The sequence below is a fragment of the Mycobacterium sp. NPDC003449 genome (assembly GCF_053588415.1).
Genome location: NZ_JBSFPX010000118.1, coordinates 1 through 22,556, shown reverse-complemented (window position 1 = coordinate 22,556; position 22,556 = coordinate 1). Strand labels below are relative to the sequence as shown.

Below are 22,556 nucleotides of genomic sequence, written 5' to 3'. Positions count from 1 at the left end.
GCGGCACCGTCGGCCGGCAGCCGGCGTAGCAGGGCCCTGGTGGCGAGGTCGGCCTGACCCGTCGGATCCTCGAGTAGGTCGAGGGCGATGTCGTTGCCGACCCGGCAGGCCGAAACAGTCTGGGTGCCTTTGCGGACCACACTGACCCGGGCCAGACCGTCGGGGGTGACCAACCGCATGGCCAGCTCGCGGTCGGACCGCTGCAGGGACCGCACCACGTGTACGAGGTCGGCGGCGACTTCCCCGTCGATGATCAGACCCCGGTCGCTGAGCGTGCGGGTGGCCAGGTCGACGGCGTCGGCCTGGGCTGTCAAGGTGTGGTGGCGGGACCGCAGATTCAGCACCACCGGCAGGGCCTGAACGCCGAGCCGGGCGGCGAGAACCTGCATCTCGTCGTCGGTGACCGCGAAATGCGGTGTCAGCGTGGCGGTCACAGGCTCAGCCCCCGATCGACACCGATCACCGGGGGAGTCACCCAGCTGTTGTCCACCTGCTCGAGCGTGCCCGCGGGTTCGTCGGCGTAACCCTCACCCGACGGTGCTTCCGGCGCGGCCAGTTCGTCGAACACCGCGGTGTCGGGGCCCCAGCTGACGTTGGACACCGTGAACGGTGCGTCGTTCTGCGCCGCGGCCGGCAGCCAGGCCTGGCTGGCATCGGAGGCACCGGCCCCCGGTTCGCCCGCCCCGTCCAATGTCGCTGCGGGCTGCACGGATTCGTAGTCGCGGCCCTGATCGCCGCGCGCGCCCATCGCTCCCATCGGTGCGTACGGGGTGCCGCCCATGGGGGTGCCGGTCGCACCGCCCTGGGCGGTGAATCCGGTCTTCTGCAACGCCTTCGGATCGGCGCTGGCTTTGACACCCTGTGCGTACATCGGCGAAAGCGGGATGGCCGGGGCCGCGGCGCCCGCACCCCCACCGGTGCCACCGCCGCCGCCCGCACCGGATTCACCGCCGCCGGTCTGCTCGGCCTTGAGCGCGTTACCCTTCGACACCTGCGGTGGGAGTGGCTGTTCCCAGGGCTGGGCGAGCGGGGCGGCCGCCTCCTCGTACTGATGCATGACGGCGGCCGCATCGGCCTGATCGGCCGTGGCCGCCGCGTCGAACTCGGCGAAGGTTCCGGTCAACACGGCACCGTTGTAGGCGGCCAGCGAGGCCATCATGTCCTGGGCGGCTTTCGCCTCGACGGCCTCGGCCACGCTGGGCATGGCCAGCACGGCCACCGTGTTGGCCACCGCGGCCTCCTCGGCGCGCTGACCGTTCGCCGCGGCGCTGAGCGTCACGGCCTGCAGCCACTTGCCGAACTCCTCCAGCCGCTGCGCCGCGGCACTGGAGGCCCGGCTCTCCCACGAAGTCTGCAGCCTGGCCAGTAATTTGTCGAAATCGCCTGACACGCTGGCCAATTCGTTCGCTACCCGAATCCAGGCCGCGCCTGCGCCGCCGACCGACGCCGGGCCAGGCCCCTCTGTGAGGTCACGAGCCAACTGCTCGGTGCTGCGCGACTCCCACGCAACATTGGTGAACCCCACGCCCAGACCTCCCCTCGTCGACTGAACCGAAAGACCGTGTCAGTGCCTAGTCGGCGAAATCCTCGGAGGCGGCGATGTTGTTGGAGTGTCCACGCAGGGTGGCCGAAACCTCGCGCAGCTCGGTCATGCCCTGATCCGCCGCGGTTCCGAACGAGCCGTGCACCTCGTTGAGGGTGCCCGCCACCCGTTGCGAAACCTCGTCGCGGCCAGAGGCGGTCACTGTGAGGTTCGGCGCCTCGTCGGCCATGACCCGCTGCACGCGGTTGGCCAGCTCGTCGAGTTGGCGGCTGACCTCCGCGACCTCGGTGGGCTGAATCGACATGCCTGCACTGTCGGCCATAACAATCCTCCTTAGTGGGTGACTAGATCCGGAGTTCGATGTCCGGAGACTCATAGGGGTCGGCCTCTCCCAGCACCGGGGGTGCCGCTGTGCCGAGATCACCGACGATCTCGCCGCCCTGGTCGCTGGTGTGCAGGAATGCCGCCGCCGTGTGGTTGTTGTTCGACGAGGCGTTGGCCCCGTGCGCTCCGCCCATCGGTCCCATCGGGCCGCCCATCATGCCCGACCCGCCGCTGCCCCCGACTCGCGGAGCGGCCGATTGCGCTGGGGTGGAGGCAGATTCGGCCTGCAGGAACGACGACATGGCCGGCGAGCGGGCCGCGAGCGTTCCCCCGCCGCCGCCGACACCACCACCGCCGGCACCGCCCACACCGCGGCCGGCCGCGGCGGCCCCCGCACCTGCGGCGCCCGCCGGCGCGGAATCGCCTTCCGGATCGATGGGATCGATCGCGGGCTTCTGGGCCGCCTGATTTGCCGCGGACGCCGCACCGGTCCCGGCCTGGACGCCGGCCTCGGCGCCCTTGGTGGCCATCGACATCAGCGGCGACATCAGTCCGCCCAGCCCCGAGGTCGCCGCCTCGGGTGCGGCGGTGACGCTCACCGGCGCACCGGCCGCAGTTACCTGGGCGGCCTGGGCCCCCAACGAGGCCTGCAGTTCCGTCATCACCTCGGCGGTGGTGGCGATGGCCTTGTTGGCGGCGGCGATCGCCGCCGCCCATCCCCAGGGGAAGATGATGTTCGGCCCGATGGCCGCGATCGTGGCGGCGAACTCGGTGATGATCGCGATCAGCCGGGCGCGGGCCTGCCCGACGTCGGCGGCCGCGGCGGTCAAGCTGTCTCGCAGTGCTTCGGACTGGGCCCCCACCTCGGCTCCGTTGTTGATCGCGGTGGTGGCCTTTTCGGCTGCGGCGGTGCCGGATTCGCCCTGCCACGCGTCGCCGGCCGAGGCGACGGACTGCTGCATCGGGCCACTGGTCGAGCCGAACGTCTTACTGATGCCCTGCAGCATCGACGTCGGATCGACACCCTCGAACAGGCCACTACCCAACGAACTCAGCGCGTCGGTCACCGGGGAAATCAACGCGCTCGGGTCCATCGGATTGGTGGGCGGCTGCTGCTCCTCGGGCTGCCCCTCCGGCGGCGGTGGCTCCTGTGGGGGCTTGCCGTCTGCAATTGGCGGCAAACCGAGCCGGTCCAGAATTTCCCGGACCGGCAAATTCAGGAAATCTTGCAGACTTTGTTCCTGAACAGCGATTACCGGAGCCGCGTCGTATCCCGGCGCCTGTGTGGCCAGCTGTCCTATCGGGTTGACCGGAGTGGGGGGCAAAAGCGAAGGCATGGCGCGATCGGCCTAGGCGTCGTCGGCGGAAACGACTGCAGACTGCGCTGCGCCGGTGGCGGCACTGGTGGCGGCATGAACTCCGCCTACCAACAGTGTCCCGACCAAGTTGTTAGCCTGAGCTGGACCGAAGGCCGCCAGATAGCTCGCACCGATCGGGCCGAGGGCGGCCGCGGCGGACATCATCATCGCGGCGGAGTCGGCCGAGCCCGCGGTGGTGATCGCCGAACCGGCCGTTTCGTTGGCGGCGGAAAATGCCGCCATCCCTGCAGGTGCAGCAGCGAAGACATCGCTCATCGTGCGAATACCTTTCCAGCTGGATAGGGGGCTGTGCTGGCACGAGTCTAATGAACTATAGCCGGGGGTACGGGGCCCAGCTAATTGAATTTTCCACGAATTCGCCGGCGGTATTATGCGCTTGGGTCAATAGCCGCGCTGAAAGATTGCTGGGATCTTGCTGTGTTTGCCGATGATCTTGGCGGACTGATGATCGCATCGCATGTCACCGTGCATCCGCGAGCGCACGCCGTTGGGGTCGTCTGTTGTTTGCCAGATCTTCAGCCGGCTGACCGAAACCCGCTCTGGCCGACCTCGATCCGGACCGTTGTTCACCGTGACGTAGGAAAACGTGCTGACGCCAACCGATTTCGTGAATCCGGCGAACTGACCAGACCGTCAGTGGCAAATCGGTGATACCGGCTTGTCGGCAGCACCGAGCCGATGGTCGGGCGGCAATGGCGAACAATCGTCGGTTCCCGTAGCGAAACGAGCTAGCGGTCGGGTTCGAATGTCGTGCCGTCCCACCGGGTCAATGGCGCCTGGTCGAGTTCGTGCATGCGCTGTGCGAACTCGGTAGACAGGTACTCCTGGCGGTCCGCGGCGACCTGTGCGGCGGCCTGAGCCGTCTCGACCACCAGCTTGGCCAGTGCGTCGGCGCCCAGCTTGTGTGCGGAGGGACCGAACCACAGCCCGGTCATGGCACCGAGTCCGTCGACCTCGACGCTGACGTTTTGGTCGCGGCTGGTGACGCGCGCCGAGATGGTCTGACAGTGCTCGTCCATGGCCTGCACCAGGTCGCGCTGCCTGCGGATCCGGGCCAGCAGCGAGTCCGCCAGGCCGGTCATACCGACCGCACCCAGGTGCGGGGCAGGTCGTCGTCATCGCCGAGCGCATCTTCTTCGGCACGGGCCAACTCGGCCTCGGTGGCCAGCCGCAGCGGGCGGATGGCCGCTGCGTCGTAACCCTTTTCGGCCAGCTCACGCCTGCGCGTGACCTGCGCGCGCGCCGCCGAAAGCCGGCACAGCGCCATGATGTCGTTGGCCAGCTGCTCCGGTGGCTTCTTGAGTTCGGCGGCGTCGAGGCGCAGCGCGACGGGAAGGCCGCGTTCGGTGGTGTGCACCGATATCGTGCCCCCCGGTGACTGCACGGGCTGCTGTGGCATTGGGGTCTCCTCGCGCCGGAGCGGCGCCGCCGGTCGGCGCCGGCACCGTGTTCCGATTGTCGCACTTAGTACACTCGCTCTCGTCCGTTCGGTGCTGACCGGGACCCGAAAATGTGCCACTCTCTCGGTATGGTCGCCCACATTGACCGAACCCGGATGGTCTGACTCCGATCGACCGACCGCGCAGTGAGGAGAAAGTCACCTCCGATGAGTGGATTCACCGACGCGCAGCGGGTGTTTGACGCCGGAGTGCTCTCGCTCGGCATTCCCATCGACGGTCTGGAGACCGAGCGCGACCTGCAGTACGCGGCGCTGGCGTTTCGGCGCGCGACCGAACACGACCCGGATATGTGTGATGCGTGGTTGGGCCGCGCGGCCACCGGCGACAACAGCCCCGAGGTCATCTACCACCTGTACCGCACCAGCACGGTCTCGCTGTTCCGTGAACAGCGCAGGCTCGGGCTGCCGCAGCGGGCGCTGAGCGGCCGCTTTCAAACGGGTCTCTACCTCGACTACCCGCTTGCCACCAAGACCGAGATGTGGCTTGCCTATGCGGCCAGCATGATCCAGGCCAAGGATTTCGGCGAGGCCGAACAGGTGCTCGACGGGCTCGACCGGGTCCGCGCCGGGCTGCCGGACGGTGACGCCGGGTCCGACGAGATCTGCGCGTATCTCCGTGGCGTGCTGCATTTCACCACCCAGCGGTGGCCGGACGTGCTGACCTCGTTGAGCCGGTCGGCCAGCTTCACCGACGCCTACATCGTGGCGGGCGCCGATCTGATGGTCGGCTCGGCCTGCGCCCAGATGGGGCTGTTCGGTGAGGGCATCCGCCGGCTGGACCGGGCCCTCGAGGGGCCGGTGCCCGGTGCCCGCCGGGCCGCGGAGTTCTGCAAGGGACTGACCCTGCGGGAGATGGGCGAGGAGCAGGACGCCCGGGTGATATTCGAGCGGATCTACAGCGAGGACCCCGGATTCGAGGCCAACGCCGCCGCCCTGGCCGATCCGAAGTACCGCCTGGTGATCACGTCCAAGGAGGTCATCGACTCCCGCACCGACCGGTGGGACCCGGCCAGCGCGCCCACCGGCGAGGACCTGCTGGCCGACGATCTCTCCGAGCGGGGCAACGAGTACCTGCGGTCCGCGCAGCAGGAGCTGGACCGCCAGATCGGCCTGGCGGACGTCAAACATCAGGTGGCCAAGCTGAAGTCGACAGCGATGCTGGCGAAGGTGCGCGGCGACAAGGGGCTCAGCGCGGCGTCACGCAGTCTTCATCTCGCGTTCACCGGTCCGCCGGGTACCGGCAAGACCACGATCGCCCGGGTGGTGGCGCAAACCTATTGCGGGCTGGGGCTGTTGCGGACGCCCAACATCGTCGAGGCCAAACGACACGACTTCGTCGGTCAGCACCTCGGTAGCACGGCGATCAAGACCACCGCACTGATCGATTCGGCGATGGACGGCGTGCTGTTCATCGACGAGGCCTACACCTTGATCCAGACCGGGTTGTCCGGAGGCGACGCGTTCGGCCGGGAAGCCGTGGACACCCTGCTGGCCCGGATGGAGAACGACCGCGACCGGCTGGTGGTGATCATCGCCGGATACGACGCCGAGATCGACCGTTTCCTGGCCTCCAACGAAGGGCTGGCGTCCCGCTTCACGAAGCGGATCCGGTTCAGTTCCTACGATGCTCAGGAGCTCGGCGATATCGGTCGCCTGGTCGCCCGCACCAGGGATTCCGAGCTGTCCGACGCCGCCTACGACGAACTGGTCGCGACCTGCGTGACGGTCTGCCGCAACGAGGCGCCCGACGCGTCGGGTCAGGTCCGTCGTGGTATCGACCTGGCGGGCAACGGCCGGTTCGTCCGCAACGTGATCGAGGCGGCCGAGGAGGAACGCGAGTACCGGCTCAGCGAGAGTCACGCCACGAACCTGTCAGACCTCGACGAAGCGGCGCTGATGCGGATCGAGCTGCCGGACATGCAGGCGGCGCTCAAGCAGGTCCTCGGCATGCTCGCACCGCACTGACCGACCGATGAGGTGAGGAGGAAAAGCCATGAGCTACAACGAAGATGAGCGGCTGACGCCGTCCCCGGCCGAGCCGACCCCGTTCACCACATCCGCTCCGAGGACCGAGCCCGATCAGCGTCCGCCGGTGGTGCCGACCAACAGTGACCTCGGGCTGACCCGCAGCACGCCGACACCGCGCTCGGGCTGGCGCAAGGCCGTGTACCGGACGACCGGGATGAACCCGGGTGTTTCGGCCGCCGACGCCGCCCACAAGGCGCTGGTCGACCGGGTCAACCAGCCGGTGTTCGGGGGCCCGTTCAACATCGCGCTGCTGTCCCAGAAGGGCGGGGTGGGTAAGACCACCGCCACCGTCGGCCTCGGCGCGACACTGGCCGCGACCCGAGGTGACCGCGTCATCGCGGTGGACGCCAACCCCGACTTCGGCACCCTGGCCCAGCGCGGACCGAACGAGTGCGATTCCACCGTGCGTGATGTGCTGCTCGACGACGCCATCTACCGCTACGCTGATATGCGCCGCCACACGTCCCAAAGCTCAAGCCGCCTGGAGATATTGGCCTCGGAGCGGGACCCGGCCACCTCGGAGGCGTTCTCCGAGCACGATTACCGCGGCGTGCTGAACGTACTGCAGCGCTTCTACAACATCATCCTGACCGATTGCGGCACCGGGCTGGTGCACTCGGCGATGGCCGGAGTGCTGGACGAGGCCGATGTGGTGGTGATCGTCGCGTCGCCGGCCATCGACTCGGCCCGAAGCGCCCTCGCTACGCTCGATTGGCTTGAGCGCAACGGACATTCGCGTCTGGTTCCGAGGTCGGTGGTGGTGGTCAGCGCCTCGCGGCCAGGTGAGCTCGGACTGGACATGGACCAGCTGGCCAACCACTTCCTGCCCAGGGTCCGTGCCATGCACGTGATCCCGTTCGACGATCATCTGGCTGAGGGGGCCGAGATCGATCTCGGGTTGCTCAGCAGGCCCACCCGGCAGGCGTTCCTGCAGCTCGCGTCCACCGTCGCCGATACGTTCGCCGCGGCGCCGCCGTTCCGGCTGACCCGCAGCCGGACCTGACCGCCTCGGTGCGGATGTTCAGCCGGTCCGCGTGGCGATCGCGATCTGCGGGATCGTCAGTCCGGAGCGCAGTTCCACCTCGATCGCCGGGTCGGCGTGCGCTGCCAGTGCGCGCAGTGCCGACGGGCTGTAGCACCGCAACGAGCTGATCAACCCGTCGTGCACGAGCGGCACGAACGGGGCCGCGGGCGCCATCGCGGCGAGCCGCAGCAGGTGCAGCGGGGCGGGCGGTCGCGGCAGGTCGATGATCAGCAACCTGCCCGCCACCCGGGTGCCCTCGGCAAACACCCGCGCGGCCTGGGCCGGCGGCAGGTGGTGGAAGGACAACGCGAAGACCGCCAGGTCGTAGCTGCCGTCGGCGGCGTCGATCGCGGTGGCGTCCATGTCACGCACCCGGGCCCGGGGGTGGCCGCCCAGCTCGCCCGCCGCCATCTCGGCGACCGAGACCGGATCGATGTCGGTGACGGTGACGTGCGCGCTGGGATGGTTGGCCAGCAGCCTGCGGGATACCCCGCCGTGGCCGGCTCCGAGTTCGAGGATCCGCGGGTCGGGCACGTCGGCGACCAACTCCAGCGCGATCGCGGCGAATTTCTGGTGGTTACCGAAGAATTCGCCGGTCCACTCGAGGGCCCGGATCACGCTGCGTTTGACCCGGTCGTCGACGTCGTCACGGTCCAGATACTCGGGCCGGTCGGTCTGCAGCAGCCGGTCCAGGCAGGACGCGTCCGGTCCACCCCGAGGCAGGGTGTCGATATCGATCGTGTCGCTTTCCATGTAGGCCATGATGGACGTTTGGGAGGGCAGGAGCGAAGCGACCCGGGAAGATGGCTTCGGAGGGCAGGAGCGAAGCGACCCGGGAAGGGAATACAGTGGCCGAGTTTGTCGCAGCGATTGACCAGGGCACCACCAGCACCCGATGCATGATCTTCGATCACGACGGTGCCGAGGTGGGCCGCCATCAGTTGGAGCACGAGCAGATCCTGCCCAGGGCCGGATGGGTCGAACACAATCCGGTCGAGATCGCCGAACGCACCGCCGCGGTGGTCATGACCGCGCTCAACCGGACCGGTCTGGTGGCGACCGATCTGGCCGCGCTGGGCATCACCAACCAGCGCGAGACCTCGCTGGTGTGGAATCGGCGCACCGGCAGGCCGTACCACAACGCCATCGTCTGGCAGGACACCCGCACCGACCGGATCGCCGCGGCCCTCGATCGCGACGGCCGTGGCGATGTCATCCGGCGCAAGGCCGGGCTACCGCCGGCGACCTACTTCTCGGGCGCGAAGATCCAGTGGATCCTCGACAATGTCGATGGGGTCAGGCGTGACGCCGAGAACGGCGATGCCATCTTCGGGACCGCCGACAGCTGGGTGGCCTGGAATCTGACCGGGGGCCACCGCGGCGGCGTGCACGTCACCGACGTCACCAACGCCAGCCGCACCATGCTGATGGATCTGGAGACGCTGGACTGGGACGACGAGCTGCTGTCGTTCTTCGGGATCCCCCGGCAGATGCTGCCCGCGATCACGCCATCGGCACATCCGCACTGCTACGGGGTGACCGCGGCGACCGGCCCGCTGGGCGGGGAGGTGCCGCTGACCGGCATTCTCGGCGATCAGCAGGCCGCGATGGTGGGCCAGGTGTGCCTGCAGGCCGGGGAGGCCAAGAACACCTACGGCACAGGTAATTTCCTGCTGCTCAATACCGGTGAGAAGATCGTGCGCTCGCAGAACGGGCTGCTGACCACCGTGTGCTATCAGTTCGGTGACACGAAACCCGTTTATGCACTGGAGGGTTCGATCGCGGTAACCGGGTCGGCGGTGCAGTGGCTGCGCGACCAGCTCGGCATCATCAGCGGTGCGGCGCAGAGCGAGGCGTTGGCCGGCCAGGTGGACGACAACGGCGGCGTGTACTTCGTGCCCGCGTTCTCCGGGCTGTTCGCGCCGTACTGGCGCTCGGATGCCCGCGGTGCGATCGTCGGGCTGTCCCGGTACAACACCAACGCGCACGTGGCCCGTGCGACGCTGGAGGCGATCTGCTACCAGAGCCGTGATGTCGTCGACGCGATGGAAGCCGATTCCGGTGTGCACCTTGAAGTTTTGAAGGTCGACGGTGGTATCACCGCCAATTCGCTGTGCATGCAGATCCAGGCCGATGTGCTCGGGGTGGATGTGGTCAAACCGGTGGTGGCCGAGACCACCGCGCTGGGTGCGGCCTATGCCGCGGGGCTTGCGGTCGGGTTCTGGCGTAACGCCGAGGATCTGCGGGCCAACTGGCAGGAAGGCAGGCGCTGGAGCCCGGGCTGGACGGAGGAACAGCGGTCAAGCGGCTACGCCGGTTGGCGCAAAGCCGTTACGCGCACCCTGGATTGGGTCGAGATCCAGTAAATCACTGCTGCGGCTGCGGGCATTTGGTGCGGATCACCGCGAGCTCGTCGTAATACTTCGCGCCGACGATGGCGTGGCGGGTTCTGTCGCCTGCCTGTTCGGCATCGGCGATCTGTTTGGCCAGATCGCCGATCGTCCTGGCAGATTCGGCGACTGGGCCCGAAGTCACCTGCTGGGCCTGTTCGTCGATCACGTTCGCCCAGTCCTTGTAGTCGCCGGCGGTCGGGCCCTGGCCCGCAGGGGCCATCGCGGGCAGGATCGCACCTGAGCTGGCGGCGCTGACCTGCATCAGGGGTTGCACCTGGCGGCAGCCGGCACCGTCCCCGAGGTAGGCGAACGCGATCGAGCCGACCAGGACGACGACCGCGGCGATGGCCGCGGCCATCGCCTGCCGCTGGGTCCGGTGTCCGGCGTCGGGAACCAACCTGCGCCACAGGATGTGGGCGACGATCACGGCAGCCGCCCCGAACGCCCCGATGATGAGGACTTCGTATAGCTGCCCGCCCGCGGTCGCGGATCGGCTGGCGAACCAGGTCGACAGCGCGGCGAGCGCGATCAGCAGCAACTGCCAAAACCCGCGTCGACGCTGGTAGGCGTCGATATCCCGGAATTGGACACCCATCACGGCACCTGCCGCGGCCAAGACCGCGACAAGTGCCGTGATGGCGGCGTAGGTGACGAGACTGTCCACGTGGGCAGCCTACGGGCTCACTCCTCGCCGAGGATCTGGTAGATCTCGCGGCGGGCGCCGTTGACGATGTCGAGGATCCGTTGCTGCTGGTCGTCGTTGGCGGTGTGCGCCGATTGGGCGACCGCGCCCATCAGCTGGCCGATCGCCGAGCGCAGGTTGACCGCGTTGGGGTCGACGTCTTCGGCGATCTGCTCCCATGGTGCGGTTTCGATGTTGTCGGCGGCCGTGCGGCCGTCCTCGGTCAGCTCGAAGGTCTTTTTGCTGCCCTCGCTGTCGGCCGGGGCGATCAGGCCCTCGTCGACGAGCAACTGCAGCGTGGGGTACACCGAGCCGGGGCTGGGCTTCCACAGGTTGTTGCTGCGTGCGGCGATCTCCTGGGTCATCTCGTAACCGTGCATGGGTCGTTCGGCGAGCAGTTTGAGAATGGCGGCCCGCACGTCGCCGCGCCGGCCTCGGCCGCCACCACGGCCACGGCGGCCGCGGGGCCCCGGCCCGAAGCCGAATCCGAACCCGCCGCGCGGGTCGAAGCCGAACTCGAAGCCTCGTCCCGGACCGAAGCCCGGACCGAAACCGGGGCCGGCCTCGCAGCTGGGATCGGTGCCCTGCTCGCGGGCCTCGTGCAAGTGGGCGCGCATCTGGTCCCGGAACTGGTCCCGGAAATCGCGCATCGCGGCGCGGCGCTGGTGGTGCATGGCGCGACGGGCCGCGTGGTCGCCGAAGCCGAATCCGAAGCCACCTGGGGGTGTGAATGGGGTGCTCATATGGCAAGTCCTTACGTAACAGGGAGCGCCGGATGCGCTTCCGATACGTTGACGATATATCGATATCTATCGCGATGCAACGTCCCGTGCCCACTTTGCCTGCATAGCGTTGAATCGCAGGCCGTATTCGAGCGCGGCATGCGCATAGGGGTCGACGCCCTTGCGGACGAGGGATGCTTCGAGTCGCTCGAGCCGCTCGATCTCGGCCTCCGAATGCTCGGCCAGGGCGATGAGGTGGGCGCGTGCCTGGTCGCGGGGGAGCTCGCCGAGCAGGAACACCCGCAGCAGCTCGGCGCTGCGCTCGGGTGGGTCGTCCTGGGGATTGGCGATCCAGCGCAGCAGCTCGGCCCGGCCCGCGGCGGTCGCGCGGTACTCCTTGCGGCCGCGTGGTCCGATATCGGACACCTCGATCAGGCCAGCGGCGGCGAGTTTGTTGAGCTCGCCGTACAGCTGGCTCTGGGTGGCGGGCCACACGTTGGCCATCGACATCTCGAACCGCTTGAGCAGGTCGTATCCGCTGCCCGGTTGTTGGATCAGTAGCCCGAGTGCCGCCATTCGCAAACTCATGAGGCCGATCTTAACCTCCACTATTGACATGTCAGTTGTGGAATGTCATTGTTGGGCATGACCTCCACCGACATCAACAACGGGCTCCCCGGCCAGGGAGCGTTCTTCACGAAAGGGAATTACGCGCCCGTCGCCGACGAACTGACCGAATACGACCTGCCGGTCGACGGCGCGATTCCGCCCGAACTCGACGGCTGGTACCTGCGCAACGGACCCAACCCCCGGCAGGCCACCGCGCACTGGTTCACCGGGGACGGCATGATCCACGGCGTCCGCATCGAGAACGGTGCCGCCAAGTGGTACCGCAACCGCTGGGTGCGCACCGACAGCTTCATTGAGGATTTCCCGCTCTACAACCCCGACGGGACTCGCAATCTGCGTGCGGCCGTGGCGAATACGCATGTGGTGAACCACGCCGGAAAGACCCTGGCCCTGGTGGAGTCCTCGCTGCCCTACGAGATCACCAACGACCTTGAGACCGTGGGTGCCTACGACTTCGGCGGCAAGCTCGTCGATTCGATGACCGCGCACCCCAAAATCTGCCCGATCACCGGTGAACTGCACTTCTTCGGCTACGGCAACATCGTCGAGCCGTACGTCACCTACCACCGCGCCGACGCCGACGGAAACCTGACCATCAACCGCCCGGTCGATGTCGGAGCCCTCACGATGATGCACGACTTCGCGATCACCGCCGGGCATGTCGTCTTCATGGACCTGCCGGTGGTGTTCGACCTCGACGTGGCGGTCCGCGGCGACGGTGACATGCCCTTCCGCTGGAGCGACAGCTACGGCGCCCGTCTCGGGGTGCTGCGCCGCGACGATCCGTTCGGCGAGATCCGCTGGTTCGATATCGACCCGTGCTACGTATTCCACGTCGCCAACGCCTACGACGACGGGAACACCCTTGTCCTGCAGGCGGTCCGGTATCCCGAGCTGTGGCGCGACAACGGCGGGTTCGACGTCGAGGGTGTGCTGTGGGAATGGCGGATCGACCTGGGCAGCGGAGCGGTCGGCGAACGCCAACTCGACGACCACGGCGTGGAATTCCCCCGTATCGACGACCGGCTGGCGGGCTCGTTCGCGCGGTACTCCGTCGCCGTCGGCGACAACGCGTGGGTCCGCTACGACCTGACCACCGGTGCCGCCGAGCGCCATGCCTTCGGGCCGGGCGGGCCGGGGGAGGCGGTGTTCGTGCCCGCGGCCGGGTCCGCCGACGAGAGCAGCGGCTGGTACCTCGGCTACGTCTATGACCAGGAGCGCGACGGCAGTGACCTGGTGATCCTGGACGCCACCGGGTTCGGCGCCGAGCCGGTGGCGAGAATCAAACTGCCGCAACGTGTTCCCTACGGTTTTCACGGCAACTGGATCAGCGGGTGAGCAACCTGGCCGCCCGGGTCAGCCGGCCCGGGACCCGGGATCGGCCCGGTACTCGTTCGGGCTGATCCCGTAGGTGCGTTTGAACGCGCTGCTCAAGGCGAACGGCGTCGAATACCCCACCTGCCGGGCCACCGAGCCGATGGTGGCGCGGCTGTTCTGCAGCAGGTCCGCGGCCAGCGCCAGCCGCCAGCCGGTCAGGAAGGCAATCGGCGGTTCGCCCACCTGGTCGGTGAACCTGCGGGCGAACACCGCACGCGAACACCCCACGGCGGCAGCAAGATTGGCCACCGTCCAGGGGTGGGCCGGATTGTTGTAGATCAGTCTGAGGGCGGGGCCGACGACCGGATCCTGTTCGGCCTGCCACCACGGTGGCGCGTTGCCCGGCCGGTCGAACCAGGTCCGCAGCACGCCGATCAACAGCAGATCCAGCAACCGGTCCAGATACGCCTCCTGACCCGGCCCGTCGCGGCCGGCTTCGACGGAGAGCAGATCGACCAGCGTGGTGTCCCACTCATCGGCCCGCAGCACGAGTATCGGCGGCAGCGCGTCGAGCAGGCGCGCACTGACCGCGCTGCGGCCCTCGTAGGCGCAGACGATCGACTCCGCGGCACCCGTCGCACTGTTGCCCCAGCTGCGCAGCCCGAGCGACATCTCGACATGCAGATCCTCGCCGGACAGTGTGGTGCACCGCTGCCCGGGATTGATGATGACGGTCGGCGGGGTGCCCGGATCGTCGGCGAACAGGTGGTTCTCGGTGCCGCGGGTCAGCGCCACATCGCCGGGACCGAGGCGCCACACGCCGCTGTCGTCGCCGACGATGACGGCATCGCCTCTGGTCTGACAGATCAGCGCCAACGGTGCCTCATCGCGAATGCTCAACGACCACGGCGGATCCATCCGCAACCGCAGGACGAAGGCGCCGCGGGCACGCACGCCGTCGAGCAGTCCCACCAGGGCGTCCACGTCGGTAGCGTAACCGTCAGCCGGGCTTGCGTACCTCGATCAGGTGACGCGCCGAGTGGGCGACGAACGGGCCGTCGGTCTCGATCCGGCGGTGCAGCGCGTGCAGGCGGTCACGGTAGCCGTCGACGGTGAACCCCGGCACCGTCCAGATGACCTTGCGCAGGAAGTACACCACGGCGCCGATATCGAAGAACTCCATCCGGAGCCGTTCGGAACGCACGTCGACGATGTCGAGGCCCTCGGCGCCCGCGTCGCGGCATTCGATCTGCGGGTCACGCCTGCTCCTGGCCTCGGGCTGCGGCCCGAGGAAGTACTCCACCAACTCGAAAACACTTGCCGGGCCGACATGCTGGGCGAGATAGGTCCCACCGGGTGCCAGCACGCGGGCGATCTCGGCCCACCACACGGTGGCCGGATGCCGGCTGAGCACCAGATCGAATGCGGCATCGGCGAACGGCAGCGGTGGTTCGTCGGACGCGGCGACCACCACCACCCCGCGCGGGCCGAGCAGCCTGGTGGCCCTGGCCAGGTTGGGCGGCCACGATTCGGTGGCCGCCATGGCGGGCGGAAATCGCGTCGCACCGGCCAGCACCTCACCGCCGCCGGTCTGGATGTCCAGTGCGCAGTGCGCCCCGGTCAGCCGCTCGGCCATCAACCGCTGATACCCCCACGACGGGCGGGCTTCGGTGGCCCGGCCGTCCAGCCAGGAGAAATCCCAACCATCGACCGGTGCCGCGGCGGCCTCGGCGATCAAGGCTTCGAAATCGCGGGTCATGGTCCCATCTTGCCAAGACGGCCGCGTATGTGAACAAGACGTCTGCCCATGGAGCGTCCGGTCGGCCCCCGATTGACTGAACGCATGAACTCCAGCCCGGTCATCATCCTGACCGCCCTCACCGCGCTCGTCAGCGCGGCCGTCGGCGGGATCTTCTACGCGTTCTCCACCTTCGTCATGCGCGGCCTGGACCGCACCGACCCGGTCGATGCCATCACCGCGATGCGGGGCATGAACGCCGAGGCCAATGCCAACCCCGCCTTTCTGGTCCTCTTCACCGGTTCGGCGCTGCTGGCGCTGGCCGTCGGGATCGTGGCCCTGACCCGGCTCGGCAGGCCGGGCGGCTGGCTGCTGCTGGCCGGCGCGATCTTCGGGATGCTGGGTTTCGTCGTCACGATGGCGTTCAACGTGCCGCTCAACGAGCATCTGGACCGGGTCGATCTGGCCGACGCGGGAACCGAATGGCGGTCGTACTTCAGCAGCTGGACGGCGTGGAACCACGTCCGCACCGGCGGCGGACTCCTCGGCGCGGCACTGCTGACCGCCGGCCTGCTGACCGCGGACTGATTCGGCGGACCGGTTCAGGTGTAGGCGACGTGCACCCGGTGGATGCGGCCCTCGAATCCGAACGGAGCCCGTTCGCGGTAGTCCATCGATACCGGCGAGCCGAGACACGTGCCGATGTCGAGGCAGTCGTTGGCGGTGAACAGCAACGGGGCACTGATCGGTACCCGGCCGGATGCGACGGTCTCGCCGTTGCAGGAGACGGTGATGTCCAGCGGCCCGGCCGGGCGTTGCTCGGCGTAGCGCGTCTGCACGGTGATGGTCACCGGGCCGGGCGCCACCCTGGCCGCGGACCGGATCCTGGTGCGCGACAGGATGAACAGGTTGTACTCGTAGCACAGGTAACCGTCGTCGAAGTAGCAGGTCAATCCGCCCGCCGCGGCGCCGAGCGCATACAGCACCCCGTTCGCACCGGCCGGAACCTCGGCACTGATGGTGACCACGTTGTTCTTGTTCCCCAATGCGGGAGCGCAGAACTCGGGCATCCGCACCATATCCCCGGTGAACTCCCACTCGGTATAGGGCGGGGCGATGCGCAGTTCGGGATGGTAGACGGGCACCCACAGGCCGCCGCCGACCGGCAGCACCGAGTTGCTGGCCGCCTCGATCGCGAACATCTCCCGCATCTGGGCGAGTTTCGCGGGTTGGCGCCCGGCCAGGTCGTCGGCCTGCGACCAGTCCTCGTCGAGGTGGTAGAGCTCCCAGGTGTCGTCGTCGGGCGTCCAGGTGGCGATCCCCTCGGGCTGGCCGGGCACCCACGGCAGCCGCGGTCCGCGTGCGCAGGCCAGCCACCCGTCGTGGTAGACGGCCCGGCTGCCCATGATCTCGAAGTACTGGGTCTTCTTGCCGCCGGGGGCCGCCCGGTCGACCAGTGTGCGGGCGAAACTCGCTCCCGCCAAGGGAATCTGCGGTTCGCCGTTGACCACGCGGGGTGCCTCGATCCCGACGATCTCGTAGATCGTCGGGACGATGTCGTTGCAGTGCAGGAACACATCGCGCGGTGCGGTGTCGGGGGTGATCCGGCGCGGCCAGGTGACCGCGACCGGATTGCGGGTGCCACCCAGATGCGAGGCCAGCAGCTTCATCCCCTTGTACGGCGTGCTGCCCGCCCACGCCCACCCGGCGTGGTACTGATTGTCGACCAGCGGAGACCCCAGCACGTCCAGCCCGCCGAGCTCGTCGAGGGCGTCTATGTGCTGACGCACGGTCGTGGGAATCCCGTTCTGGGCCAACAGCTCGGCGATGGTGCCGTTCTGCCCCTCGCCCGAGGAACCGTTGTCGCCCCAGATGTAGAAGAACAGCGTGTTCTCGGCGTAGCCCAGCGCTTCGAGCTCGTCGGCGATCCGGCCCACCTGGACGTCGACGTGCTCGGCGTAGCCCGCCGCCACCTCCATCAGCCTGCGCTGGAACGGCTTCTCGTCGTCGGGAATATCCTCCCACGCCGCCATCGCCGCGTCCCGAGGGGTCAGTGCGCAGTTCTGCGGGATCCAGCCTTTCTCCTTGGCCCTGGCGAAAACCCGCTCCCGGTAGGCGTCCCAGCCGTCATCGAACTTTCCGGCGTACCTGTCGGCCCACTCCTTCATGATGTGGTGCGGGCCGTGCAGACATCCACTGGCCCAGTACATTAGGAACGGCTTGTCGGCATTGAACGCCTTGTGCCGCCGCAACCAGCCGATGGCGTCGTCGGCCAGATCCTCCGACAGGTGATACCCCTCGTCGGGGGTCCTCGGCGGCGCGACGACAGTCGTGTTACGCACCAGGTGCGGCTCGTACTGGGATGCCTCGCCGGCCAGGAATCCGTAGAAGTATTCGAAACCCAGTCCGGTGGGCCAGTTTTCGAACGGGCCGGCCGCGGTGGTCTCCTCGGCCGGGGTGTTGTGCCACTTGCCGAACGCCGACGTCGCATAGCCGTACTGCTTGAGCACCTCGGCCACCGTGGCACTGGAGCGCGGGATCTTGCCCGCATAGCCGTCCCAGTCGTTGGCCAGTTCGGCGATCTGGCCGTTGCCGATCTCGTGGTGGTTGCGACCGGTCAGCAGTGACGCCCTGGTCGGCGAACACATCGCAGTGGTGTGAAAACGGTTGTAGGACACCCCTTGTGCGCACACCCGGTCCAGCGTGGACGTGGTCACCTCACCGCCGAACGTCGAGGGGAGACCGGGGCCGGCATCGTCGATCAGCACGATGACGATGTTGGGCGAATCCTCGTGCAGGCGCCGCGGTTGCACCCGCTGGGCGTACGTCGACTCGGCAAGCGTGCGGCCGGCGATGCTGGCCGAGGGCACCGGAGCGAAGGGCAGCACCCCACCTCCCGGCAACACCGGCGCGACCACTGATTCACCCATTCCGTCAGACACCGCGGCTCCTCTCCCGAAACGACCGGATGTGAGCATTTCAGCACACGGCAAACTCGGTCCGACGCATTATTGACAGCCCGGGAAATTGTGGTCGATTCGTGATCGCCCGGACGGCCTCCCGGGCGGCCTACCGGGACACGTCGCGGGGCCGCACACCGCCGCGGAATGCGGCCGCCACGACCGCCGCGGCCGCCAGCACCAGTGCCGCCGCGATGATCGAGGTCGGTGCGATACCCGAATCGAATGCCGACCTGGCCGACTCCATCAGCTGCCCCGCCGTGGTGGCGGGCAGGTCCGCGGCGACCGCGGTGGCACCGCCGATGCTCTCCGCGGCGTCCCCGGCCTGAGCGGGTGTGAGCCCGGCCGGAACCTCCACATTGGTCCGGTAGAAGGCGGTGAAGATGGTGCCGAGGGTCGCGGTACCGACCACCGCCCCCAGCTCGTAGGCGGTCTCCGAGACCGCCGAGGCGGCACCGGCCTTGGCCGGCGGGACCGAGGCGACGATGGTGTCGTTGGACACCGTCTGCGAGATGCCGACGCCGAGCTCGAGCACGACGAACGAGGCGATGATGGCCGCCACCGACAGGTCATGGCGCCACAGCAGGATCAGGACGAACCCGATCGCGACGAACACCAGACCGGTGATCATCAGGGTGTGCGGCGCATGGCGTTTGGCCAGCTGGACCACCCCAAGCCCGGCGACCATCGACACCACGGCGCCCGGCAGCGTCACCAGACCCGCGGTCAACGGCGAGAGACCCAACACCAGCTGCAGGTGCTGGGAGATGAAGAAGATGAACCCGATCAGGCCGACGATGGACAGAAAGTTCGCCAGGATCGACGAGCTGAACGGGGCGTATGAGAACAGCCCGATGTCCAGCATCGGTGTGGCGCTGCGCCGCTGCCGTCGCACGAACAGCACACCCGAGGCGATCCCGGCGATGAAGGCGGCCGCGCCGAGTCCCGACGCGCCGTCGTGTGCCGTCGTCTTGATCGCCCAGACCAGCGGCAGCATCGCGGTGAACGACAGCACCACGCTGGTCAGGTCCAACGGGCCCGGATTCGGGTCACGCGATTCCGGGACCAGCCGCGGTCCCAGCACCAGCAGCGGCAGCAGGATCGGGACCGCCACCAGAAACACCGAACCCCAGTGGAAGTGCTGCAGCAGCGCGCCACCCACGATGGGCCCGAGCGTGGAGCCCGCGGTGAAACACGAGGCCCAGATCGCGATCGCGAGCCGGCGCGCGGACGCGTCGGTGAAGATGTTGCGGATCAGCGACAGTGTCGAGGGCATCAGCATCGCGCCGAACACCCCGAGCAGGGCGCGGGCCGCGACCAGCGCGCCTGCGCTGGGTGCGAAGGCCGCGACGACCGAGATCACGGCGAACCCGCTGGCCCCGATCAGCAGCAGGCGGCGCCGGCCGAGCCGGTCACCGAGCCCGCCCATCGCGACCAGCAGGGCGGCCAGCACCAGGGAGTAGACGTCGACGATCCACAGCTGGGTCGAGGCGGCGGGCCGGAAATCCTCGGCGATCACCGGGAGCGCGAAGGCCAGCACGGTGTTGTCGATGGCGATCAACAACACCGGCAGCATCAGCACAGCCAGGGCGACCCAGGCTCGTTTGGGGGTCTGCGGTGTCGTCGACTGCGCACCGTCGAGGCAGGCGGACATTCGGAAAACTCCTGTGTCAAGGAAGAAGAGATTGCGGCGCAGGCGGATTCACGTGCGCGGCAGCTGGATGGTGCCCGAGGTCAGGCTGGTCATGATGGCGTCGACGATCTGGTGGCGCGGGGTGCCGTCCTGTTTGGCGGCTTCGTAGCCGGCCAGGATCAGCGCCCAGAACACCCGTCGGGCCCATCCAGGGGGATATTCGGGTCTTGCGGTCGAGGCCCGGTTGAGCACCTCGACGATGGCCTCGTCGCCGGTGTCGAGGTGGGCCGCGAGGTCGGGATCGGCCAGGATCGTGGGCTCGCTGTAGACGAACAACACGATCGGCCCGAGGTCGAGTTGACTCTCCACGACGCGGCGCAGCGCCGCCCCCGCGGGGCCGTGGGTGGGATCGGCCCGGTCGATCGCCGCGTTGCTGAGTTCGTGGACGTGGCGGGCCAGCGCCCGCAGCAGATCGGTGCGCTCGGGGTAGTACCGGTGCACGGTGCTGCGACCGACGCCGGCCGCCGCCGCGATATCGCCGAGCGCCGCCGCGGGCTGATCGGCCAGCACGGTCATGGCGGCATCGAGGATCGCCTTGCGGGTGCGTTCACGCACACCGCTCTCCGTCGATACCTGGCTGGTCACCCAGCAAATATAGCACCAATGGGCCAAAATGGGACAGTGATGTCCCACTCATTAGCCGGGCGGGGTGAACCCGCCCGTCGACTGCGGCGCCTGCGGGGTGGGCGGCGCGGGAGTGGCCGGCCAGCCCGGCGCCGGGGCGGCCGGCCACGCGGATCCGACGGGCGGCCCGGCCGGAATGAGGCGCGCGAGTTCGCGCCGGTGCCGTTCGGCGAGCACCGCGGCCAGCACGTACTGCGGTGGCGCGCCGGGGGGCGGCGGCGGTGAGATCCGGGCCGCGATCCCGCCCAGGATCCGGTAGGCCATCTCGTCGCGCACCCGCGGATCGAGTTGGGTGGCGCGGGCCAGGAACTGGCGGGCCAGCTCGACCTGCTCGGCGCCCAGCCCGGACAGCTGCAGCGACGACGCCCACCAGGCCAATGCCGGCGGCATGGCCGGGGGCGGGGTCAGTTTCGGGCCGCGCTCGCTGATCACCACGGTGCCGGCGAAGATGTCCCCGATCCGCTTGCCCTTCGGGGACAGCAGGCTGCAGATCACCGCGGGCCCGCCGGTCAGCGTCCAGATCTCGATGAAACCGGAGATCGCGCGAAACAGGGCCTGCCGGAATCGTTCCGGACTGCCGTCCTCGGACACCACCCGCAGCCCCAGCGCCATCTTGCCCAGGGACCGGCCGCGGGTCGTGCTCTCCATGATCAGCGGGTAACCCACCATGGCGAGCACCGTGAAGATGATCAGGATCGCCGCCGAGAGCGCCTCGTCGAGCTGGCTGAGGGTGATCGCCCACAGCAGCACGCCCACGACGTAGCCCACGGCGACGACCAGGATGTCGAGCAGCGCCGCCAGCGCCCGCACCGGCAACTGGGCGATCTGGACGTCGAGGACCACGGCGTCCCCGGTCACCACGGGTTCAGGCTGCGAAACCATACCGCCACACGCTACCGATTAAGCTTTGCCGGGTGGACGTCGATGCATTCGTGCTGGCCCATCGCGCCACCTGGGACCGGTTGGAACAACTCGTGAAACGGCGCAGGCGGCTGACCGGCGCCGAGGTGGACGAGCTGGTGGACCTCTATCAGCGGGTGTCCACCCACCTGTCGATGGTGCGCTCGGCCTCGGCCGACTCGGTGCTGGTCGGGCGGCTGTCCGGGCTGGTGGCCGGGGCCCGCGCGGCGGTGACGGGTGCACACGCCCCGCTGTGGCGCGAGTTCGTCCGGTTCTGGACCGTGTCGTTCCCGGTGGTCGCCTACCGGTCGTGGCGGTGGTGGTTGGGCACCGCGGTCGCGTTCTTCGCCGTGACCGTCGCCCTGGCGATCTGGGTGTCGGGCAATCCCGAGGTGGTCGCGGCCGTCGGAACCCCCCGCGAGATAGACGAATTGGTCAACCACGACTTCGCCTCCTACTACAGCGAGCACCCGGCCGGGTCGTTCGCGCTGCAGGTCTGGGTGAACAACGCCTGGGTCGCCGCGCAGTGCATCGGGTTCGCGATCGTGCTCGGGATACCGATCCCGTACGTGCTGTTCCAGAACGCGGCCAATCTCGGTGTGATCGCCGGGCTGATGTTCGACGCCGGTAAGGGCGATCTGTTCCTGGGGCTGATCACCCCGCACGGCCTGCTCGAGCTCACGGCGGTGTTCCTGGCCGGTGCGGTCGGCATGCAGTTGGGCTGGACGGTGATCTCACCCGGTGACCGGCCGAGGGGCCAGGCGCTGGCCGAGCGGGGCCGGGCGGTGGTCTCGGTGGCCGTCGGGCTGGTCGTCGTGCTGCTGGTGTCGGGGCTGGTCGAAGCGCTGGTGACGCCAGCGCCGCTGCCGACCGTGGTGCGGGTGGGCATCGGTGTGGCGGTCGAGGTCGCGTTCCTGGCCTATGTGATCCACTTCGGGCGAAAGGCCGTGCGGGCCGGGGAGACCGGAGACGTCGAGGACGCACCCGACGTCGTCCCCACCGGCTGACTTTCCCCGCGAGCAGACACAAACCTGCCCACTTTCGCCCTCAGACTCAATCGGTCGTTGCAACGCCTGATGAGTTCGGAGGTGTTGTTCGGTGGGGTTTCGGGTGCCAGGGTCGACTGCGGTGCCGGGGTCG

The 22,556-nt window shown here is 68.5% G+C and carries 23 protein-coding genes and 1 pseudogene; 6 read left to right on the top strand and 18 right to left on the bottom strand.

The annotated features are described in order from the left end of the window. The 8 genes from ACWDTP_RS25145 to ACWDTP_RS25110 all read right to left on the bottom strand — a co-directional run. A partial coding sequence (locus ACWDTP_RS25145; protein WP_450024816.1) for an ESX secretion-associated protein EspG occupies positions 1 to 434 on the bottom strand: 434 nt, incomplete at its 3' end. Beyond that, on the bottom strand, positions 431 to 1,525 hold the full coding sequence (locus tag ACWDTP_RS25140; RefSeq protein WP_450024814.1) for a PPE domain-containing protein: 1,095 nt from the start codon (positions 1,523 to 1,525) through the stop codon (positions 431 to 433). The genes ACWDTP_RS25145 and ACWDTP_RS25140, both read right to left, overlap by 4 nt. A 46-nt stretch (positions 1,526 to 1,571) precedes the next feature. Next, positions 1,572 to 1,865, bottom strand: a complete 294-nt coding sequence (locus tag ACWDTP_RS25135) for a PE family protein (RefSeq protein WP_450024812.1) — start codon at positions 1,863 to 1,865, stop codon at positions 1,572 to 1,574. A gap of 22 nt (positions 1,866 to 1,887) precedes the next feature. Further along, the gene (locus ACWDTP_RS25130) at positions 1,888 to 3,081 is read right to left on the bottom strand and encodes a hypothetical protein (RefSeq protein ID WP_450024810.1); all 1,194 of its coding nucleotides are present in this window, start codon (positions 3,079 to 3,081) and stop codon (positions 1,888 to 1,890) included. A gap of 135 nt (positions 3,082 to 3,216) precedes the next feature. Next, entirely contained in the window at positions 3,217 to 3,501 is a 285-nt protein-coding gene (locus tag ACWDTP_RS25125) for a hypothetical protein (RefSeq protein WP_450024808.1), read from the bottom strand. 126 nt (positions 3,502 to 3,627) lie between these two features. Continuing rightward, the gene (locus tag ACWDTP_RS25120; RefSeq protein ID WP_450024806.1) at positions 3,628 to 3,816 is read right to left on the bottom strand and encodes a hypothetical protein; all 189 of its coding nucleotides are present in this window, start codon (positions 3,814 to 3,816) and stop codon (positions 3,628 to 3,630) included. Between the two features lie 158 nt (positions 3,817 to 3,974). Next, positions 3,975 to 4,328 carry a YbaB/EbfC family nucleoid-associated protein gene (locus tag ACWDTP_RS25115; protein ID WP_450024804.1) on the bottom strand — a complete coding sequence of 118 codons (354 nt, stop codon included), beginning with the start codon at positions 4,326 to 4,328 and terminating at the stop codon, positions 3,975 to 3,977. Then, on the bottom strand, positions 4,325 to 4,645 hold the full coding sequence (locus ACWDTP_RS25110) for a hypothetical protein (RefSeq protein WP_450024802.1): 321 nt from the start codon (positions 4,643 to 4,645) through the stop codon (positions 4,325 to 4,327). The genes ACWDTP_RS25115 and ACWDTP_RS25110 overlap by 4 nt, the downstream gene beginning before the upstream one ends. A gap of 207 nt (positions 4,646 to 4,852) precedes the next feature. On the opposite strand from ACWDTP_RS25110, the gene eccA reads away from it, so the two are divergent. Together eccA and ACWDTP_RS25100 are read left to right on the top strand one after the other, a co-directional pair. Further along, a complete protein-coding gene (eccA, locus tag ACWDTP_RS25105) occupies positions 4,853 to 6,670 on the top strand; it encodes a type VII secretion AAA-ATPase EccA (RefSeq protein WP_450024800.1) in 1,818 nt (605 codons plus the stop codon). Positions 6,671 to 6,746: 76 nt separating this feature from the next. Continuing rightward, positions 6,747 to 7,736 (top strand): annotated as a pseudogene (locus ACWDTP_RS25100) (MinD/ParA family ATP-binding protein); the annotation flags it as partial. 18 nt (positions 7,737 to 7,754) lie between these two features. On the opposite strand, the gene ACWDTP_RS25095 reads toward ACWDTP_RS25100, so the two are convergent. Further along, positions 7,755 to 8,519 carry a class I SAM-dependent methyltransferase gene (locus tag ACWDTP_RS25095; protein ID WP_450024798.1) on the bottom strand — a complete coding sequence of 255 codons (765 nt, stop codon included), beginning with the start codon at positions 8,517 to 8,519 and terminating at the stop codon, positions 7,755 to 7,757. Positions 8,520 to 8,560: 41 nt separating this feature from the next. On the opposite strand from ACWDTP_RS25095, the gene glpK reads away from it, so the two are divergent. Then, a complete protein-coding gene (gene glpK, locus ACWDTP_RS25090) occupies positions 8,561 to 10,123 on the top strand; it encodes a glycerol kinase GlpK (protein WP_450024796.1) in 1,563 nt (520 codons plus the stop codon). A gap of 1 nt (position 10,124) precedes the next feature. Here the strand turns inward: glpK and ACWDTP_RS25085 are convergent, their stop codons facing one another. From ACWDTP_RS25085 to ACWDTP_RS25075, 3 genes are all read right to left on the bottom strand, one after another. Further along, positions 10,125 to 10,814 carry a hypothetical protein gene (locus ACWDTP_RS25085; protein WP_450024794.1) on the bottom strand — a complete coding sequence of 230 codons (690 nt, stop codon included), beginning with the start codon at positions 10,812 to 10,814 and terminating at the stop codon, positions 10,125 to 10,127. A 17-nt stretch (positions 10,815 to 10,831) separates the two neighbouring features. Further along, complete coding sequence (locus ACWDTP_RS25080; RefSeq protein WP_450024792.1) at positions 10,832 to 11,575, bottom strand: PadR family transcriptional regulator; 744 nt, start codon at positions 11,573 to 11,575, stop codon at positions 10,832 to 10,834. Between the two features lie 66 nt (positions 11,576 to 11,641). Next, complete coding sequence (locus ACWDTP_RS25075; RefSeq protein WP_450024790.1) at positions 11,642 to 12,142, bottom strand: PadR family transcriptional regulator; 501 nt, start codon at positions 12,140 to 12,142, stop codon at positions 11,642 to 11,644. A 57-nt stretch (positions 12,143 to 12,199) separates the two neighbouring features. Between ACWDTP_RS25075 and ACWDTP_RS25070 the strand changes: the two genes are divergently transcribed. Then, positions 12,200 to 13,522, top strand: coding sequence for a carotenoid oxygenase family protein (locus ACWDTP_RS25070; RefSeq protein ID WP_450024788.1), 1,323 nt, complete (start codon positions 12,200 to 12,202; stop codon positions 13,520 to 13,522). Between the two features lie 18 nt (positions 13,523 to 13,540). Here the strand turns inward: ACWDTP_RS25070 and ACWDTP_RS25065 are convergent, their stop codons facing one another. Continuing rightward, complete coding sequence (locus ACWDTP_RS25065; protein ID WP_450024786.1) at positions 13,541 to 14,485, bottom strand: AraC family transcriptional regulator; 945 nt, start codon at positions 14,483 to 14,485, stop codon at positions 13,541 to 13,543. A gap of 16 nt (positions 14,486 to 14,501) precedes the next feature. Next, positions 14,502 to 15,260, bottom strand: coding sequence for a class I SAM-dependent methyltransferase (locus tag ACWDTP_RS25060; protein ID WP_450024784.1), 759 nt, complete (start codon positions 15,258 to 15,260; stop codon positions 14,502 to 14,504). An 84-nt stretch (positions 15,261 to 15,344) separates the two neighbouring features. Here ACWDTP_RS25060 and ACWDTP_RS25055 point away from each other — a divergent pair, with 84 nt between their 5' ends. Continuing rightward, the gene (locus ACWDTP_RS25055) at positions 15,345 to 15,827 is read left to right on the top strand and encodes an anthrone oxygenase family protein (protein WP_450024782.1); all 483 of its coding nucleotides are present in this window, start codon (positions 15,345 to 15,347) and stop codon (positions 15,825 to 15,827) included. Positions 15,828 to 15,841: 14 nt separating this feature from the next. Here ACWDTP_RS25055 and ACWDTP_RS25050 read toward each other — a convergent pair whose 3' ends face one another. From ACWDTP_RS25050 to ACWDTP_RS25035, 4 genes are all read right to left on the bottom strand, one after another. Beyond that, positions 15,842 to 18,169, bottom strand: coding sequence for an arylsulfatase (locus tag ACWDTP_RS25050; protein ID WP_450024818.1), 2,328 nt, complete (start codon positions 18,167 to 18,169; stop codon positions 15,842 to 15,844). 139 nt (positions 18,170 to 18,308) lie between these two features. Then, positions 18,309 to 19,853: an efflux MFS transporter LfrA gene (gene lfrA / locus ACWDTP_RS25045; RefSeq protein ID WP_450024780.1), complete on the bottom strand. Its 1,545-nt coding sequence runs from the start codon at positions 19,851 to 19,853 to the stop codon at positions 18,309 to 18,311. A gap of 48 nt (positions 19,854 to 19,901) precedes the next feature. Continuing rightward, positions 19,902 to 20,477, bottom strand: a complete 576-nt coding sequence (locus ACWDTP_RS25040) for a TetR/AcrR family transcriptional regulator (protein WP_450024778.1) — start codon at positions 20,475 to 20,477, stop codon at positions 19,902 to 19,904. A 51-nt stretch (positions 20,478 to 20,528) separates the two neighbouring features. Next, on the bottom strand, positions 20,529 to 21,398 hold the full coding sequence (locus ACWDTP_RS25035) for an RDD family protein (RefSeq protein WP_450024776.1): 870 nt from the start codon (positions 21,396 to 21,398) through the stop codon (positions 20,529 to 20,531). Positions 21,399 to 21,430: 32 nt separating this feature from the next. Here ACWDTP_RS25035 and ACWDTP_RS25030 point away from each other — a divergent pair, with 32 nt between their 5' ends. Further along, the gene (locus tag ACWDTP_RS25030; RefSeq protein ID WP_450024775.1) at positions 21,431 to 22,423 is read left to right on the top strand and encodes a stage II sporulation protein M; all 993 of its coding nucleotides are present in this window, start codon (positions 21,431 to 21,433) and stop codon (positions 22,421 to 22,423) included. The last annotated feature ends 133 nt before the right edge of the window (positions 22,424 to 22,556 follow it).